This is a genomic window from Bacillus sp. FJAT-42315 (assembly GCF_002797375.1).
Classification (GTDB): Bacteria; Bacillota; Bacilli; order Bacillales; family Domibacillaceae; genus Bacillus_CE.
Genome location: NZ_KZ454941.1, coordinates 1,356,003 through 1,373,180, shown reverse-complemented (window position 1 = coordinate 1,373,180; position 17,178 = coordinate 1,356,003). Strand labels below are relative to the sequence as shown.

The window sequence follows — 17,178 nt, the reverse complement described above, 5'->3', positions numbered from 1 at the left end:
TCAAGGGATGGGGACGATGATTGTTTAAACATAATAGCAACAGCAAGGACCAATATAAGGGAAGCTAAAGCTTTAAATAGAAAACGGTCCAATCGAAAAAGCGGGTGACCATCCTGCTGTTCTTGTTCAATTGATAGTAAGTCCTTCTCCTCTTCCTTCAACTAGCTCACTCCTTTATTAACAGTCATTAATAAAAGATATGAAAGGAGCGAAAAAAAAAGAAGCCTCTCATTTAAGAAGCTAATGACAATCATGAAATAGCTACATATGTATGAGGAAGCCCCTTCTATTTATTTCTTAAGAGCGTACACTAAAAAAATTTTTAAAACGGGTGAAAAATCCTTCTTTCCCCTCGTCAAGCGGTTGAAGCGGAACCGATTCACCAAGAATTCTTCTAGCGATATTGCGATAAGCAATGGAAGCTCGATTATTTGGATTATGCGTGATCGGTTCACCATTGTGTGACGACTTAATGACCTCCTCGTCATCTATAACGATCCCAATTAGTTCAATCGATAAATGCGTTGCCACTTCATCGACATCAAGCATATCTCCCTGTTGCATCATATGGCTACGAATTCGATTAATAATTAACTTAGGCGGCTCCATTCCTTCTTCCTTTTCAAGCAAGCCGATCACTCGATCCGCATCACGAACAGAAGACTTTTCTGGTGTCGTGATCACAATGGCTTTATCCGCTCCAGCGATCGCATTTTTATAACCTTGTTCAATTCCTGCTGGACAGTCAATCAATACATAATCAAAATCCTGCTTTAATTCATCGACTAATTTCTTCATCTGTTCTGGCGTCACAGCTGATTTATCCGATGTTTGAGCGGCCGGTAATAAAAATAATAAATCGTTAAAACGCTTATCTTTCACCAATGCTTGATGAATTTTGCAACGCCCCTCGACGACATCGACTAAATCATAAATGATGCGATTTTCAAGCCCCATCACAACATCTAAATTGCGCAGGCCAATATCTGTATCTACTAAACAAACCTTCTTTTCTTGCAGAGCAAGTGCTGTACCTAAATTAGCTGAAGTGGTCGTTTTGCCTACTCCACCTTTACCAGATGTAATAACTATAGCCTCACCCACTATGGTTTCCCCCTTTTAACGTAGAAATCTCCGGTCTCAGATGCTTTAACACCTGCAAACGGTCAACAACAATTTGATCAGATTCATCTATGTAGGCGCATTCCGTTTCGAAGCTTTCATCTTCTTCATAGCGGTCAGGTGCACGATTTAAATAGCGGCTAATTCTAAGTTGTGTAGGCATCATTTGACCAGCAACAATGACAGCACAGTCATCCCCATAGCACCCAGCGTGAGCCATTCCTTTTAAAGCCCCCATAATGAAAATATTTCGGCCGGCTCTCACCGTTCCGCCCGGATTTACATCGCCGATTAACAGGAGATCGCCAGCAACTTCTAATACTTGCCCAGAGCGAACTCTACCTGTATATGAAACAATTTCACTTTCTTCTTTCCAGCGAATCGCCTCTTCAACAGTCATTACGTTAGATTTTACCTCGCCGACCACAAGATGCTTTTGCTCTAAAATCAGATTCGTCACTTCATCTATTTCTTCTTCTGTTAGATAGCGATTCCCTAGTTGGACAGTGACTGTAATGATGGACCCTTGATCTTGATCGTTCACTGTCACCATTTTCTCTTTCAATTCAGCTAATAATTCAACATAGGCACATTTGTCATTCAAATGCAACGTCAATCCATCTTTCGTTCCCTTTATGACAACATTTTGTTTCGTCTTCATAGCATGCATTTCACCTCTGTTGTCCAAATAATTCGACAAGTCCTCTTGTTTTTCCTTTTTAACTCGACCATTAATCGAAATAGATTCGACGAAGTTTTTCAAACGCATTCTTCAGCGGAACAGCAGCAAACAGATAAAAAGTTAAATTTAAAAGTAAAGTCGGCCATAATCGAATAGAGAAAAATTGTGACATCTGCATCTCTGCTCGGCTCACAAACATATTTAATTGAAACATAATTAATTCTAACAGAAATATATCAAAAACAACGATAAAAGCGACAATGAATAAATGATTCTGCAAAACTTTTACCATTTTTGATGTGATATACACAAGGAACGGCAAAAAGAACATATAGGCACCTAAAACACCCGTATAAAAAATATCAAAAAGAAAACCAAAAAGGAAACCATATTTGATCGCTGTATTTCGATCAAAGTAAATCGACATTAACAATAACCCGATGACAAACAAACGTGGCACTAAAATATATTCACCATCAAAAACACGGGCAGGAATCCAAGAAACCAACACGCTATCGCTGTAAAAAAGGATCGCCATTAATAGAGGGAGGAGAACGCGCTTCACAGATCTCCCTCCTCAACCATCACTTGCTGACGCTCTTGTTTTTCTGGCAACACCGTTGTCATCCCTCGCTTAGCTACCATAACATGTTCTATATCATTCAACTTAGCAGCTGGCTTAATTAAGGCTGTTTGTGTTAAGCCGAATTGGTCTGGTACTAACTTTTTCACTTCGCCGATAATCAACCCTTTAGGAAACACACCGCCTTTTCCTGAAGTTGTGACAGCCATTCCTTTCTTCACTTTAGAGTCATAAGGAATTTTTGTCATTAACAGCAAGCCTTTTTCTTTATCATATCCTTCAATCACACCGTAAATATTTTTTTCACCTTGAATGACGGCCGATACTCGGTTTCTTGGATCATGGGCGCTAAGCAGTTGGACGGTAGAAGTAAATTTGGACGTGTTTTTGACTTTCCCAATTAGTCCCTCTACAGTCATCACAGCCATATTAGGTTCAATACCGCTAGCCGACCCTTGATCAATCGTCATCACATCGAACCAGCGCTCCGGGTTCTGCGCAATGACCGTAGCTTGCACAGGCTCATAATCTGCTAAACTTTGTTTTTTATCAATGATTGCTCGAAGTTCCTTATTATCTTTCTCTAATCGCGCGACATCACTCTCAAGCTGAGCTAACTGATCTAAATGAGTTTTTAACTTTTCATTTTCTTTGTACGTGTTTCGTAAATTCCCAATATCATTAAAAAACCCTGCAACACTATTGGCAGGTTTAGAAACAACAACTTGCCCTAAACCGACAACATCTTTTACAAATTGTTCAGGCCAAGAAATATTCTCGCGTTCACGAAGAGAAAAACCAATCAATGCGACAAGAACGATGATACTGCCGAGAAGAATAATCAAGCGCTTGTTTGTAAAAAATTGTGGCATCTATTCCACCTCTATTTTTTTGCATTAAGTTAGAATCCGGCAGCAGAAAGCCGCTGCCGGAATAAATAATTCATTATTTGTTTTTATTTTTAAATAAATGGATATGATCTAATGCTAAACCTGTACCGACAGCAACACAGTCAAGTGGGTTTTCAGCAATTAGCACTGGCATATTTGTTTCTTGACTGATGACTTTATCTAAGTTACGCAATAAAGCACCGCCTCCAGTCAGCACAATTCCGCGATCCATAATATCTGCCGCAAGTTCTGGTGGCGTTTTTTCTAACGTACTTTTCACTGTATCAACAATCGCATACACTGTATCTTTCAAAGCATCTGCAATCTCTTGTCCGGTGATTTCAATCGTTTTCGGAAGACCTGTCAATAAATCACGACCGCGAATTTCCATGTTTGGAATTTCTTCAAAGTCACCTGCAGAACCAATCTCCATTTTGATCGTTTCAGATGTGCGATCCCCAATTAATAAATTATATTGTTTACGAATATAGGCAACAATCGCATCATCCATTTCATCTCCGGCAATACGCAATGACTCACTTGTCACAATACCACCTAATGAAATAATAGCGACCTCTGTTGTTCCCCCACCAATATCAACAACCATACTACCTGTAGGCTCCCAAACAGGTAAATTCGCCCCAATAGCTGCCGCAAAAGGCTCTTCAATCGTATAAGCATCACGCGCACCCGCTTGGCGAGTCGCATCAATAACCGCACGCTCTTCTACAGCTGTAATGCCTGAAGGGACGCATACCATCACATAAGGCTTGCTAGCGAACATTCCCTTTCCGCCATTAGTTGCTTGTCTAATATAATATTTAATCATCGTAGCTGTCGTTTCATAATCCGCGATGACGCCATCCTTCATCGGGCGTGTAGCGACCACATTTCCAGGCGTACGGCCAATCATTTTCTTCGCGTCGTCACCGACAGCAACAATTTGTTTTGTATCTGTTTGAAGCGCCACCACTGAAGGTTCACGCACAACTACACCTTTTCCTTTGGCATAGACAAGCGTATTCGCCGTTCCAAGGTCTATTCCAAGATCTCTATTTCCAATTCCAAACATACAGATATCTCCCTTTCTTGATCTGTTACTATTTTATAGTGATAGATTGAACATTATTATTTGTGATTTCAACAAAAAACATCTAGCAAAAATCATAACTTATATTATAACGTAATCAAAAAAAAAATCCTAGCATTATACATAGCCTTTTTCTTTTAAACTGACGTATTTCTTATCACCAATGATTAAATGGTCTAATACTTCCACCCCTAGTAATTTTCCACATTCGACTAACCGCTTCGTCACTTCCACATCTTCTCTACTTGGGGCGGGGTCTCCTGAGGGGTGATTATGGATGCAGATTACAGAGGCGGCGGAACGGCGAAAGGCTTCTTTAAACACCTCGCGTGGATGCACGATCGAGGCATTGAGACTTCCAATGAATAATGTTTGTTTATGAAGGACTTGATTTTTTGTGTTGAGGTAGAGGCACACGAAATGCTCCTGTGATAAAAAGCGCATTTCTTCCATCACATAATTCGCCCCATCTTCAGGAGAACGAATGACATATCGGTCTTCAAATTTCAAGTGACTAATGCGACGGCCAAGTTCAAGGGCGGACATAATTTGGACGGCTTTTGCTTGGCCGATCCCTTTAATAGAAGTAATTTCTTCAAGCGAGGCATCCTTTAACATTCGCAGTCCTTCAAATGTTTGCAGCACTCGATTGGATAATTGTAGTACGGATTCATGTTTCGTGCCTGTTCGTAAAATAATCGCAAGTAGCTCATGATTGGATAGGCTTTTCGGACCATTTGTAATCATTCGCTCTCTTGGACGATCTTCTAGAGGTACATCTTTGATCATCAACGTCTCGTTTGACATCCATTTTCTCTCCTTTAATCACGTTTGAGAAGGAGAAGAGAAGATCGCCACTTGCAGGCCAAACCGTTGAAGTTGTCTATACAAAGAAGCCACTGGCAAACCGACAACCGAGAAATAGTCACCATCAATTTTCTTTACAAGCACAGCACCTATTCCTTGAATGCCGTATGCGCCCGCCTTATCAAACGGTTCACCACTGTCAAGATAGGCGTCTACTTCTTCATCTGACAGCTCCCAAAATGTGACGTTTGTTTCTTCATAAAAGACGTGTTCGTTCTTTCCTTGCACAATGGCAACTCCGGTATAAACGGAGTGCTCTCGACCGGAAAGCTTGCTTAACATCCGCTTCGCATCACTTCGGTCTTTAGGCTTACCTAATATTTCTCCATCAAGCACAACGATTGTATCCGCGCCGATGACAATATCTTGTTCATGATGCTTCGCCACAGCATGAGCTTTACGGGAGGCTAATTGCATGACGGTTTCTTCAGAGGACATTGGGTGGGAGATCGTTTCATCTACATCACTGACAATGACAGTAAAGGGTAGACCGATTCGTTGGAGAAGTTCCTTTCTACGGGGAGAACCAGAAGCTAAAATAATATTCGACAACATCCATCACCTAACTTTCAAGAATTAAGGGAAATACCGCTTTTATTTTATCAAAACCATCCCCCTTTCACAAACTTTTCCATTATAAAAAATAAATATCACCCCCAAAAGTTTGAATGATAAAAATTATTCAAAAATAATTTTTATCATTGACTAGCAATAAAGAATTGTATTATAGTAAGCAAGGATTTCCATTGATAATGATTTTCATCTTCACTGCAAATCTTATATCAAAGAAAGGATTACTCGACATCATGAGCGAAAATACATACGCCCCTTCTAAAAAGAAACTGATTTCGATTACTAATAGTCATCTATCATTAGCGATTTTTTGTTTAGTCGCTAGCATTGCACTGATTGCCTTTTTAATGGCTTGTTCCATTTCTTTTGGCGCGGCTGATATACAGTTATCAACGGTCTGGGGTTTATTATTATCAGGATTTGACCAATCATTAGAAGCCTCGGTTATTTATGACTTCCGCTTACCACGAGCGATTGGAGCCGTAGCAATCGGTATGTTTTTGGCGGTATCTGGAGCGATCATGCAAGCAATGACTCGTAATCCACTGGCCTCCCCCTCTCTAATGGGCGTGTCAGATGGAGCCATTTTCGCGATCGCGATCTCTTATGCATTTTTTCCAGAAATATCTTTTTCATGGAAGGTTGTCTTTTCGTTCATCGGTGCCGCTTTCGGGGCATCGGTTGTATATGGCATCGGTTCTTTATCTAAAGGAGGGCTAACACCGGTCAAACTTGCGTTGGCTGGCGCTGCAGTCAGTGGCTTTTTAGGAGCGATCTCTTCTGGCATTGCTCTTTTCTTTGAATTACATCAAGAAGTGGCGATGTGGAGCGCGGGCGGTGTAGCTTCTGTTCAGTGGGAAAGTCTTAAATTGCTCGTTCCACTCGGACTCCTTGCATTAGGAATTGCCATTATGCTTAGCCGCTATTTTACGATTTTAAATTTCGGCGAAGAAATAGCCATAGGCTTAGGGCAAAAGGTTGTGTTAATTAAAACAGTGGGAACGATTCTTGTGGTCGTTATGACAGGGGCAGCCGTGTCGATGGCTGGTTCTGTTGGATTTGTCGGACTCGTGATTCCTCATATTGCTCGCATGATCGTCGGAACCGATTATCGCCTAGTCATTCCTGTGTCTGCTGTTTTAGGTGGGGTACTATTATCAGCAGCTGATTTATTAGCGCGAACAATTAACCCACCGTATGAAACGCCATTAGGTGCGATTACTGCTCTCATCGGTGTTCCTTTCTTTCTTTATTTAGCTAGGAAAGAAGGAGGAAAATCATGGTAGTCAGTCAAATGAGAAAACAAGTATTAATCTTAACAATCATGATGATATTCACCCTTGTACTGATTATTCTCAACCTATCTATAGGTACTTTGATGATTCATCCTATTCATTCACTGCAAACATTAATGGGATTTGGAAGCGAGGAGCAGAGCATTCTCATTTTTGATTTCCGCTTACCACGAGCAATCGTCGCTATCGCTGTTGGTATGGCACTTAGTACGTCGGGTGCTATTTTGCAAGCTTTAGCTAGAAATCCTCTAGCAGACCCCGGAATTATTGGTATTAACGCTGGAGCAGGGCTAGGAGTTGTACTGTTCGTCTATTTCTTCTTCGGACAAATAGATGTCACCTCATACGCTTCTGTTTTTGTTCTGCCATTATTCGCATTTGTAGGTGCACTAGTAGCGGCCACTATCATTTATTTGCTAGCTTGGAAGGACGGAGTGACGGCTACTCGTTTAATATTAGTAGGTATTGCCGTAGCAGCCGGATTCAGTGCCATCAATATTGTCTTTTCGATGAAAATGACAGCGAATGATTTTCGCTTTGCGACCGTGTGGTTAAGCGGTAGCTTATGGGGAACCGATTGGAAATTTGTACTTGCGGCTCTTCCATGGCTGATCATCCTTCTGCCTCTCGCTTACGCTAAAAGCAACCTATTAAATGTTTTAAATCTTGGAGATAAGATGGCTACAGGCTTAGGCGTTGCAGTGGAAAGAGAACGAAGAAAGCTGTTGTTTATTTCAGTTGCTTTAGCAGGAGTGTCCGTAGCGGTAGCAGGAGGAATTGGATTTATCGGATTACTCGCTCCTCACATCGCTAGAAGAATGGTTGGAGCTAAACATCAAATCATGTTACCCGTCTCCGCCTTGATTGGAGCGATATTACTATTAACAGCTGACTGCTTAGCAAGAAGTTTAATGCCAAGCTCTGAGATTCCAGTGGGCCTTGTCCTTTCACTTATTGGAGCACCATATTTTATTTACTTACTTATTAAAACACCATAGAAAAAAGGAGATTTTACTAATGAAAAAGCAATTATTAATGAGTTTCTTATTCCTGCTTTCATTTGTTCTATTAGCCGCATGCGGCAATGACAATGATTCAGCAAAAACAAAGAAAGAAGAACAACCAGCTGAACGAGTAGTTAAAACGGTGAAAGGCGAAGTCAAGATTCCGGTAGAACCGAAACGCATTGCCGATATTAGTGGATCAACAGAAGAATTACTTATTTTCGGATATACGCCTATTATTACAGCTAATACAAGTGAACAAAAGATTATGCCATTTTTACAAGATCAGTTAAAAGATACAAAGCCAGTTGGTTCTTTCTGGGGAGATGAAATCAATACGGATACGATTCTTACAGCAAAGCCTGATTTAATTATTATCAATAACCGTCAAGAAAAGCTTTATGATCAATTAAGCAAAATTGCTCCGACAGTTATGCTTGAAACAGACCTTAGTGAATGGAGACCTAAATTCGAGGAAATCGCTCGAATTATGGACAAAGAAGAAGAAGCAAATAAATGGTTAAAGAAATTCGATGAAAAAGCGAAAGCAACTCACGATGAAATCATTGCTAAAACAGGAGAAGAAAAATTCATGGTGATGGCGGCTTACCCGAACGCTTTCCGTGTATATGGAAACTACGGATACGGAAGCTTTTTATTTGAAGATTTAAAACTACCTGCCATCGAAGGAACACCGACAGAAGAACCATTGATTCAATTACAAAAAGAAGCATTAATCGATTACAATCCTGACTATTTATTTGTATTTACTACAGGTGATGGCGATCAACGTCTGAAAGAATTCCGACACAGCGCAATTTGGAAAAACATGAACGCAGTCAAAAATAACAAAGTATTTATGATTGCACCGGAAGACTTAAATAAAGGATACACTCCACTAGGAAAAGAATTATTATTAGAAGAAGTAAAACAGCAAATTTTACAGGCTGCAAAATAAGCCAAAAAAAGGCTAGCCGCCCCTCCATTCGAGTTGGCGCTAGCCTTTTTAATATTCAGCTAAAAAAGCTAAAAGCTTCTCCTGCGCCGCTTTTGCGGTCTGCGGCTGATCACTTTTAGCTTGATTAACAGCATCTACTAATAACCGCTGTAGCGAGGCAACTTCCTCTTTTCGCGTCCCTTTTTCGGTTTGTAGCTCTTTTTCAACCTCATTCAGCTTCACCTTATCAACCGGAAGACCAATAAGTGTTTTTGCACTTTCCTCGGCTACGACTGAAAAAGCCTCGGCAAAACTTTCTTCTCCTGTTGTTTTGGTCGTGGAGGAAATAGTTGTTGTTTTGGCATACACATCGGCCGCTTGCGCTCGGTAAGTTTCTCCTAATTGTTTCGCTGTAGTTAGTTGAGAGGAGACCCCTAGCACAACAAGAAACTGCTCATCTTTCTGAACAACCCCTGCCACAAACCCTTCTTCCTTCATCCGTTTCATCGCCTTTTCAGCCGTAGCCTTTGTAGAAAAAACGCCGCCTTGCACAATCGATGTCTCAATAGGCGGAAGAAGACTAGCAGTCGTTGGTGCTGTGGGCTCAACAGATTTTTGTGGTTGTTTTGGCTCTGTTAGCATCGCTTTTGAGGGAGATTCTTCTTTTTGTGTCACAATGTTGACCATCGCATAACCGAATAATAGACCAATCAATACAGCGCTAATAATAATAAATAAGAGCTTACCTATCACTCTTCTACGAGCTTGTTGCGGATGAAGCGATGCCTTTAAACTGATGGTTTCTTCCTTCTTCTCCGCTTCTTCCGGAAAGACCCACTGAAACTCTTCTTCTTTCTTATTCTCAGCGGCAGCGGCACTTTCTCGTCCGCCTTTTTGCCAATCCTGCACAAGGAGCTCTTTCTTTTGTTGATTATCTTTCTTTTTACTGGAGATCGTCAAAAACAACTGCTGTTTTTTTGGTTTGTCCACTCGGGATCACCCCTCGCCTCTTTAAGTTCCTTCCATGCTATCATAGCGGCACAAAAAAAGAACAAGACTTTTGTCGTCCTGTTCGGGAAAAATTTCGGCAAATTTATTTATTTTGTTCACCGTTCGATCACGGTTATAATGATTATTTCTCGATGGTGACAAATGGATCGGCTTTTTTAGCAGGAGTCGGAGAATCAATTTTCGGGGTATCCTCTATCAATTCGATCAAACTTGGCATATAGTATGCACTGACAGTTAAGCTATAGGTTAAAGGCTTCGTTTCTCCCTTCACCTTTTCTAATTCTTTCGGACCTGTCAGCTGTAGCCGCTCTACTTTTAAAATTCTCGTTTGCTTTTCGAGCTGTTTAAGAAACGTCTCCATTTCAAAATAGCCCGGTGATTCAACGGTCAGTTCAGCCGTCAGTTTTTTAATCCCTGCCGGAAGCGATTCTTGCGGGGAACTTTGCCCTTCTTCCGTCCCAGCTTGCGCGTCAGCCATACTTTCATTTCCAGCTTCTGCTTCACCTTCTGAAAAATTAATCGTTTGAATCAAACTGTTAGCAGCGAGCTCTGCTTTTTCAAAATCGAGTAACATTTTCTCTGTCATCGGCTTCACAGGCACCTGATACTGCAAATTATTTGTCACTTTTCTTACATACTTAGATTCACCGCTTAATTGCCCCTCAAGCGCCTCAACCAATTGTTTCTCAGCCTTTAATTGCTGTTGTTTCGTTTGAACCTCGACCGTTAAAGGTTGATACACCGAGAAATAAACATAAACAGCCGCACTAGCGAAGGCAAGAATAGTTAGGATAAACAGTAAAGTTTTATAACGTTGAAATACACTCACTTCTTCTCTCCTCGCTCGTTCTTCGGCTTAAACACAATCTCATACTCAGCAATATATCTCGGCAAGGCATTTTTGTTCTTCAATAATTCTTTTGCCGCTTGTTCTTTCTCTACAGACGTATTCATTGAAAGCATTTCTGCTGAGGCAATCCAACTTGATGCCTGCAAATCACTCAAATAAAAAGCCGCTTGTCTACTGCTATCAAATTGAATCGTTAAAGTCATTTTCTCTGTGCTTGAATAAGCAAGTGACTGAAAGAAGCCTCTTTGCGGTAAACGTTCAATTAAATCCTTTAAAATCGGCGACACCGGATCTTGCTTCTTCTCAGCCCAAGCAATCGCTTCATTTAACTGCTTCACACGCTCTTCTTCTCCGTTAGGCTGCTGGCTGTTCATCTCTAACGTCTCTCGCAGTTGAATCGTTGCGTTCAACTGCGAGTCAATCAAGCTTAGCTCACTTTTCTTCGCTTGGATCACGAAGTAGCCACCTGCACTGATACCCATAAGAACAACGAGAAGAAGCAACCAATAAACGATCGACACGCTTTTCTTTTCTTTTTCTGGAAGTAAGTTAATATCAATTAACAATGTTTACACCTCTTTCAAACCTAGACCGATCGCGGTAAAAAAGGCGCCAGGCATTGTGTTCCCTGCTTTATCCACTATCTCCATATGCTCATCGCTGATCACTTCAAGCCCTAACGTCTTTGCGATATAGCTTTGCATATAAGCTATTTGCGAATGGTCGCCATTTAAAAAGGCTTTACTGATCTGCACCTGTCCTTTATGAAGTGAATTCTCATAAAAGTTAATAATATTTTCTAATTCTTTTAAAGCATCCATTAAATTAGCTAAATGTTGATCCGTCGACTCACCTTGCAATAGCGCGGCTACGTCGGACGAGGACTCGATTCGAACGGGTTTAACGAACTTTAATTGATGCTCATGAAAAACGGCAACCGTCAGTAAATTACGTTTCAATTGCAGCACAAGTTCATGATTCGATCGACTCGTCAGCCCTTGGTAATAATATAAACGATAAAGACTTAGCGGACTGATATCAGCGACTTTCGGCTTGAGTTTCACCTCTTCTAGTAATTCTCGAAAATGAAGCACTCTTTCTTCTGGGGCAGCAATGACTAATACATGTTTTTTTCCATCTTTCTCACCAACGACGACCGCATCAAAGACCGGCTCTTCAAATGGAAGGTGAATGGTCGTACCAATTTGCATAAACAAATAGCTTTTCAATTCATCATCTGCTATATCTTCCTTCAACCGCTCTTCCTTCATCGCAATATAGTGATCGGGAACGATAAACCGAGCTTCTCGCCGCTTAATTCCCCATTCGTCTACACAGTTTTTCATAATTTCTAACAACGCTTCATAATCAATAATTTCCCCGCTCCGAATCACACCTGCAGGTAAAGCTCGCTCTTCGACAGATTGAACAATAGGCGGAACGGTTTGCCTTAATTCTACAAACCGAATGGCATAGTCTGTAAACACAAGATTGACTGTTCTATCTTTTTTAGAAAAAAAACGGATGGCCATGCCAAACTCCCCTTTTTACACATTCATTAAAATCATTTACATCCATTGAAAATACCAAGAGAGAAGACGATCTCCTTGAAAATAAACAATGAATGCCGCTAACGCAATAAACGGACCGAACGGCATCGGCTTTCCTCTTTTGACAACACCGAACATCATTAAAATGAGCCCAATCGTTGCGCCTAATAGACAAGCCAAGAAAAAGGTGAGCAATACACTTTTCGTTCCGACAACAAATCCAATAACAGCAAATAATTTAATGTCTCCTCCGCCCATTCCACCTTTGGACGCCATCGCAATTAACAAGAGAAGCACAAAACCAATTGTACCACCCGCAAGCGAATCCCACCACGGCTGTAACGGCAAAATCATCCGTCCGCCGACAAACAACAGCAAGAAAAAGAGCAGCACTTTATCCGGAATAATCATATACGCAAGGTCAGAAACAACGATAATCATCAACATCGAAATAAACAAGAGTGCCATGACAAACTCCATCGTCATCCCGAAAAATAGATATGCATATAAAAATAACAGCGCCGTCAGCAGCTCTGTTAAAGGATACAGGGGAGAAATGCATGCTCGACAAGCACGACATTTCCCCCCTTGTATCATATAGGATAGTACTGGTACTAACTCTTTCGCTTGCAGCTGATGACCACACGACGGACAAGCACTGCGCGGTCGCACAATCGACTGCCCCTCAGGAACTCTCAAACCCACCACATTAAAGAACGAGCCGAAAAGGAGACCATAGAGGAAGATTAGTAGATTCATAATAATCTATTTGCCTTACTTTGTAATTACTTCGTTTGCTGGTTCTTTTACGTTGTCTCTTTTCAATAACTGCTGATCTGCAACCCAAATTCCTCGTGTTCCATTCGTTAGTTTCACTTCGTACTTAAACGTCTTGCCACTCTTTGTAATTTCCACAAAAGAACCATCGTCGTTACCAGCAGTTCCTTCTGTATATCCACCTTCCGTTTTGTCAGGATCTTCTATTTTATCAATTAGACCCTTGTCAATCATATCTTTTAATGACAATGTAACTGCTGATGAATAATTGAGATCTGCATTCCCCGCCACATAAGTTTTCGCTGAGCTAACCATTTGCTGAGCGTTCGCTACGTGCGCATCCTTTTTCGAGTTGTCAATTAATCCACCAATCGATGGAATCGCAATAGCTGCGATAATCCCTAAAATAACAACAACCGCTAAAAGCTCAATTAGCGTTAATCCTTGTTCGTTTTTCATCCTTTGCTTCATTGCTTGGATCATTTGTATTCCTCCTATATATATGTATTAAAAAAATCTCGTAAACAATGGTAATATTAAAAATAGTAAATTTCAACTATATTTTCGCAAAAAATACAATACTTTAACACTATTGTTGAACCGTGTTAAAAATTTCAAACATAGGAACAAGGATGGAAGTCACAATCGTACCAACAATGGCTGCTAGCAGGACGATCATGATCGGTTCAATCAATGATTTTAAACGATCGGTGGCAGCTTCTACGTCATTTTCATAGAAATCCGCTACTTTTCCAAGCATCGTATCAAGCGAGCCCGTTTCCTCCCCGATTGAGATCATATGGTGAATCATCGGCGGAAATGCCCAATGTTTTCTCATCGGCTCCGTTAATGATCCGCCGCGCTCCAGTGAATCTTTAGACTGACGAATCACCCCTGCGACCACTTCATTTTCAACGATATCACTGACGATATCCATCGCTTGCAAAATCGGCACAGAATTCGAAAACAACGAGCTTAACGTTCTCGTCATTCGTGCGAGCACCGCTTTTTGCATAAGTGAGCCGAATATCGGCATTTTCAATACACAATAATCGATATAAAATTTCGTTTCTTCCCTTTGGCGCAAAGCCCAAATGGCAAGAGTAAACAATAGCAAGAGACCGATAATCACGTACCAGTAACTTTGCATCCATTCACTCGCTCCAATGACAAGCTGAGTGATCATCGGCAACTCGCCGCCAAAGTCCGCAAACATATCGACAAAGGTAGGTACGACAGAAACAAGGAGAAAAATAACGACACAAACAGCAATGATCCCAACGACGATCGGATAAGCTAGAGCAGAAACGACCTTTTGCCTCGTTCGATATTGACGCTCATAATGCTCGGCCATATCATCTAACGTTTCGTCTAAACTACCGGTTGCTTCACCCGCACGAAGCATATTAATAAACAGCGGCTCAAAAATCTTCTTCTGATGGGCCGCCGCTTCTGAAAGCGGGCGCCCCTCGCGAAGCTCGGCCTCTATATGAACGAGCGCTTTTTTCAACGCCTTGCTTGTCGTCTGTTCAGCGAGAATCATAGTCGCTTCCACAACGGTCACCCCCGCTTGTAACAACGTCGCAAACTGACGTAAGAAAATGACCATATGCTCAAGCTTCACTTGGCGCCCAATCGTAATATCCTTCGTGAGAATCGTCTCTGCTTGCGGTTGAATATCAGTGACGCGAATGCCGCTTTTTTGTAGCTTTAACAGTGCTTCTTTTTTCGTTTCCGCTACCACCGTACCGGCTTTCTTCCCTTTGCGATCTCTACCTGTATATTTAAACCTAGCCATATTACTGCTCCTTTTCGTTCATATAAGGAAGAAGAATTTCTTTAGAAAGAACGCCTTTTTCATATAGCTCCTTCATGTGATCGGTCATCAATTGCATCCCCTGTGCTCGTGAGGTTTGCATCACATTCACAATTTGATGTACTTTTTCCGAACGAATTAAATTAGCTACTGCCGGATTATTAATTAACACTTCAATCGCTGCCCGCCGACCGTTCTTTTCGATCGTTGGGAACAACCGTTGGGAAATGACAGCTGCTAATACAGTTGCTAGTTGAATTCTAATTTGTGGTTGCTGCTCCGCTGGAAACACATCAATAATGCGCTCAATCGTCGCAGGTGCACTAGATGTATGCAGCGTTGCAAATACTAAATGACCCGTCTCTGCTGCTGTGATGGCCGTATGAATCGTTTCTAGATCCCTCATTTCACCAACAAGAATGACATCCGGATCTTGACGAAGCGAGGCTCGTAGCCCTTTCGCAAAGCTTTTCGTATCATGCCCGACTTCCCGCTGATCAATTAAACACTTTCCATGTCGATGCAAATACTCTATCGGGTCTTCGAGCGTAATAATATGCTTGCTCGTTTCTTTATTTAAATAATCGATCATGCTAGCAAGCGTCGTCGATTTCCCACTCCCCGTCGGTCCCGTCACCAGTACTAAACCTTGAGGCTTCTTAGCGATACTTTTCAGTGATGCCGGCAGCTTTAAATCATCCATTGTCGGAATGTAGGTGGGAATGACTCGAATGGCGAGCGACACACAGTTGCGCTGATAAAAAGCATTCACCCGAAAGCGCGACACTTTCGGAATCCCATAAGAAAAATCTAACTCGCCTTGGTCTTCAAACTTTCCCCATAAATGCTTCGGAATAATTGCTTTCGCCATGCTTTCTGTGTCTTCTAAGGCGAGAGCTTCTTTTCCATAGCGCTTTAAATCCCCGTGAATTCGAAATACAGGCGGCGACCCCACGGTCAAATGAATGTCAGACGCTTGTAATTCAAAAGCAGAACGTAATAAAAACTCGATTTTCTCTTTCATCATCACGACTCCATTAACGCCACACGAAGTACTTCTTCTGTCGTTGTCACACCTTGCTTCACTTTCAACAAGCCATCATCCAATAGAAAAATCGTTTTATCCTTCCGTGCGGTCTCTTTCAATTTTGAAATAGCATCTTCATTCAATATTTGTCTCTTCATTTCTTCGGTTACAGCTAAAATTTCGTGAATCGCCACGCGCCCTTTATACCCGGTCATATTGCATGAAGCACAACCGCGACCACGAACAACTCGATCAATTTTCAGTCCACGTTTGCTAAAAATGGTCAACTCTCGCTTCGTTGGTTCCTCTTCTTGCGCGCAATCACGACACACCTTTCGAATGAGACGCTGAGCGACAATTCCCTTCACAGACGAAGCGACTAAAAAGGGCTCTACTCCCATATCTATTAATCTAATAATACTGCTAATCGAATCATTCGTATGAAGCGTGCTCAATACTAAGTGTCCAGTTAAAGATCCCCGAATCGCGATCTCTGCCGTTTCTTTATCACGAATTTCCCCTACCATAATGATATTAGGGTCCTGACGCAAAATGGAACGCAAACCAGCCGCAAATGTTAATCCAACGTTTGGGTTCACTTGAATTTGATTGATACCTTCTAGCTGGTATTCCACTGGGTCTTCAACGGTAATCACATTGACCTCTTCTGTATTTAGCTTATTCAGAGCGGCATACAATGTGGACGACTTACCCGAACCGGTTGGACCGGTAATGAGGACGATTCCATTCGGCTGTTCAATCATTTCCTCAAAGCGTTTTAAATGGACTTTGTTAAATCCTAATTGATGCAAATCATTTAACGAGCTGCTTAAATCTAGAATCCGCATTACCACTTTTTCGCCATAAATCGTTGGCAGTGTTGACACACGCATATCAATGGGACGAAATTCGATATTCGTTTTAATACGTCCATCTTGAGGAATACGATGCTCGGTAATATCCAATTTGGCCAAAATTTTAATACGGGCAATTAACATACTTTGCATATGTTTAGGCAGTTGCCGCTCAATTCGTAGCCTTCCATCTATTCGGAACCGGATCGTGACCTTCGTATCTTGAGGGTCAATGTGAATATCACTCGCT

Annotated in this window: 19 protein-coding genes; 3 read left to right on the top strand and 16 right to left on the bottom strand. The window is 41.5% G+C overall.

The annotated features are described in order from the left end of the window. Window positions 1–297: 297 nt before the first annotated feature. The 7 genes from minD to CEF22_RS06460 all read right to left on the bottom strand — a co-directional run bounded on the left by minD (window position 298) and on the right by CEF22_RS06460 (window position 5,786). Window positions 298–1,104, bottom strand: coding sequence for a septum site-determining protein MinD (minD, locus tag CEF22_RS06490; RefSeq protein WP_100402216.1), 807 nt, complete (start codon window positions 1,102–1,104; stop codon window positions 298–300). Beyond that, on the bottom strand, window positions 1,097–1,783 hold the full coding sequence (minC, locus tag CEF22_RS06485; RefSeq protein ID WP_100403932.1) for a septum site-determining protein MinC: 687 nt from the start codon (window positions 1,781–1,783) through the stop codon (window positions 1,097–1,099). The genes minD and minC overlap by 8 nt, the downstream gene beginning before the upstream one ends. 70 nt (window positions 1,784–1,853) lie before the next feature. Then, the gene (gene mreD, locus CEF22_RS06480) at window positions 1,854–2,369 is read right to left on the bottom strand and encodes a rod shape-determining protein MreD (RefSeq protein ID WP_095477944.1); all 516 of its coding nucleotides are present in this window, start codon (window positions 2,367–2,369) and stop codon (window positions 1,854–1,856) included. Then, entirely contained in the window at window positions 2,366–3,259 is an 894-nt protein-coding gene (gene mreC / locus CEF22_RS06475; protein ID WP_100402215.1) for a rod shape-determining protein MreC, read from the bottom strand. The genes mreD and mreC overlap by 4 nt, the downstream gene beginning before the upstream one ends. 73 nt (window positions 3,260–3,332) lie before the next feature. Further along, entirely contained in the window at window positions 3,333–4,349 is a 1,017-nt protein-coding gene (locus CEF22_RS06470; protein WP_095477940.1) for a rod shape-determining protein, read from the bottom strand. 135 nt (window positions 4,350–4,484) lie between these two features. Then, a complete protein-coding gene (gene radC, locus CEF22_RS06465; RefSeq protein WP_100402214.1) occupies window positions 4,485–5,174 on the bottom strand; it encodes a RadC family protein in 690 nt (229 codons plus the stop codon). An 18-nt stretch (window positions 5,175–5,192) separates the two neighbouring features. Beyond that, window positions 5,193–5,786: a Maf family protein gene (locus tag CEF22_RS06460; protein ID WP_100402213.1), complete on the bottom strand. Its 594-nt coding sequence runs from the start codon at window positions 5,784–5,786 to the stop codon at window positions 5,193–5,195. A 254-nt stretch (window positions 5,787–6,040) separates the two neighbouring features. Here CEF22_RS06460 and CEF22_RS06455 point away from each other — a divergent pair, with 254 nt between their 5' ends. From CEF22_RS06455 to CEF22_RS06445, 3 genes are read left to right on the top strand one after another with little or no spacing between them, the layout of a single operon-like run. Beyond that, on the top strand, window positions 6,041–7,093 hold the full coding sequence (locus tag CEF22_RS06455; protein WP_100402212.1) for a FecCD family ABC transporter permease: 1,053 nt from the start codon (window positions 6,041–6,043) through the stop codon (window positions 7,091–7,093). Beyond that, the gene (locus CEF22_RS06450) at window positions 7,087–8,100 is read left to right on the top strand and encodes a FecCD family ABC transporter permease (RefSeq protein ID WP_100402211.1); all 1,014 of its coding nucleotides are present in this window, start codon (window positions 7,087–7,089) and stop codon (window positions 8,098–8,100) included. The genes CEF22_RS06455 and CEF22_RS06450 overlap by 7 nt, the downstream gene beginning before the upstream one ends. Window positions 8,101–8,119: 19 nt before the next feature. Then, window positions 8,120–9,064 (top strand): ABC transporter substrate-binding protein, encoded by a 945-nt coding sequence (locus CEF22_RS06445; RefSeq protein ID WP_100402210.1) that lies wholly within the window; start codon window positions 8,120–8,122, stop codon window positions 9,062–9,064. Between the two features lie 48 nt (window positions 9,065–9,112). Here the strand turns inward: CEF22_RS06445 and CEF22_RS06440 are convergent, their stop codons facing one another. The 9 genes from CEF22_RS06440 to CEF22_RS06400 form a co-directional block, all read right to left on the bottom strand. Beyond that, a complete protein-coding gene (locus CEF22_RS06440) occupies window positions 9,113–10,033 on the bottom strand; it encodes a hypothetical protein (RefSeq protein WP_100402209.1) in 921 nt (306 codons plus the stop codon). Between the two features lie 142 nt (window positions 10,034–10,175). Then, the gene (locus tag CEF22_RS06435; protein WP_100402208.1) at window positions 10,176–10,883 is read right to left on the bottom strand and encodes a hypothetical protein; all 708 of its coding nucleotides are present in this window, start codon (window positions 10,881–10,883) and stop codon (window positions 10,176–10,178) included. Next, a complete protein-coding gene (locus tag CEF22_RS06430) occupies window positions 10,880–11,470 on the bottom strand; it encodes a hypothetical protein (protein WP_100402207.1) in 591 nt (196 codons plus the stop codon). The genes CEF22_RS06435 and CEF22_RS06430 overlap by 4 nt, the downstream gene beginning before the upstream one ends. 3 nt (window positions 11,471–11,473) lie before the next feature. Then, on the bottom strand, window positions 11,474–12,436 hold the full coding sequence (pilM, locus tag CEF22_RS06425) for a type IV pilus biogenesis protein PilM (protein WP_100402206.1): 963 nt from the start codon (window positions 12,434–12,436) through the stop codon (window positions 11,474–11,476). A gap of 36 nt (window positions 12,437–12,472) precedes the next feature. Next, entirely contained in the window at window positions 12,473–13,213 is a 741-nt protein-coding gene (locus CEF22_RS06420; RefSeq protein WP_100402205.1) for a prepilin peptidase, read from the bottom strand. Window positions 13,214–13,228: 15 nt separating this feature from the next. Next, window positions 13,229–13,714, bottom strand: a complete 486-nt coding sequence (locus CEF22_RS06415; RefSeq protein WP_232726074.1) for a type II secretion system protein — start codon at window positions 13,712–13,714, stop codon at window positions 13,229–13,231. Between the two features lie 106 nt (window positions 13,715–13,820). After that, window positions 13,821–15,029: a type II secretion system F family protein gene (locus CEF22_RS06410; protein ID WP_100402204.1), complete on the bottom strand. Its 1,209-nt coding sequence runs from the start codon at window positions 15,027–15,029 to the stop codon at window positions 13,821–13,823. A gap of 1 nt (window position 15,030) precedes the next feature. After that, window positions 15,031–16,071, bottom strand: coding sequence for a type IV pilus twitching motility protein PilT (locus CEF22_RS06405; protein WP_100402203.1), 1,041 nt, complete (start codon window positions 16,069–16,071; stop codon window positions 15,031–15,033). Between the two features lie 2 nt (window positions 16,072–16,073). After that, on the bottom strand, window positions 16,074–17,178 hold a 1,105-nt coding region (locus CEF22_RS06400), incomplete at its 5' end, for a GspE/PulE family protein (RefSeq protein WP_100403930.1).

Coding starts and splice junctions, on each gene's coding strand:
- minC (WP_100403932.1), bottom strand. CDS start 1,783: ATGAAGACGAAACAAAATGTTGTCATAAAGGGAACGAAAGATGGATTG.
- mreC (WP_100402215.1), bottom strand. CDS start 3,259: ATGCCACAATTTTTTACAAACAAGCGCTTGATTATTCTTCTCGGCAGT.
- CEF22_RS06470 (WP_095477940.1), bottom strand. CDS start 4,349: ATGTTTGGAATTGGAAATAGAGATCTTGGAATAGACCTTGGAACGGCG.
- radC (WP_100402214.1), bottom strand. CDS start 5,174: ATGTCAAACGAGACGTTGATGATCAAAGATGTACCTCTAGAAGATCGT.
- CEF22_RS06455 (WP_100402212.1), top strand. CDS start 6,041: ATGAGCGAAAATACATACGCCCCTTCTAAAAAGAAACTGATTTCGATT.
- CEF22_RS06450 (WP_100402211.1), top strand. CDS start 7,087: ATGGTAGTCAGTCAAATGAGAAAACAAGTATTAATCTTAACAATCATG.
- CEF22_RS06445 (WP_100402210.1), top strand. CDS start 8,120: ATGAAAAAGCAATTATTAATGAGTTTCTTATTCCTGCTTTCATTTGTT.
- pilM (WP_100402206.1), bottom strand. CDS start 12,436: ATGGCCATCCGTTTTTTTTCTAAAAAAGATAGAACAGTCAATCTTGTG.
- CEF22_RS06420 (WP_100402205.1), bottom strand. CDS start 13,213: ATGAATCTACTAATCTTCCTCTATGGTCTCCTTTTCGGCTCGTTCTTT.
- CEF22_RS06415 (WP_232726074.1), bottom strand. CDS start 13,714: ATGATCCAAGCAATGAAGCAAAGGATGAAAAACGAACAAGGATTAACG.
- CEF22_RS06410 (WP_100402204.1), bottom strand. CDS start 15,029: ATGGCTAGGTTTAAATATACAGGTAGAGATCGCAAAGGGAAGAAAGCC.
- CEF22_RS06405 (WP_100402203.1), bottom strand. CDS start 16,071: ATGAAAGAGAAAATCGAGTTTTTATTACGTTCTGCTTTTGAATTACAA.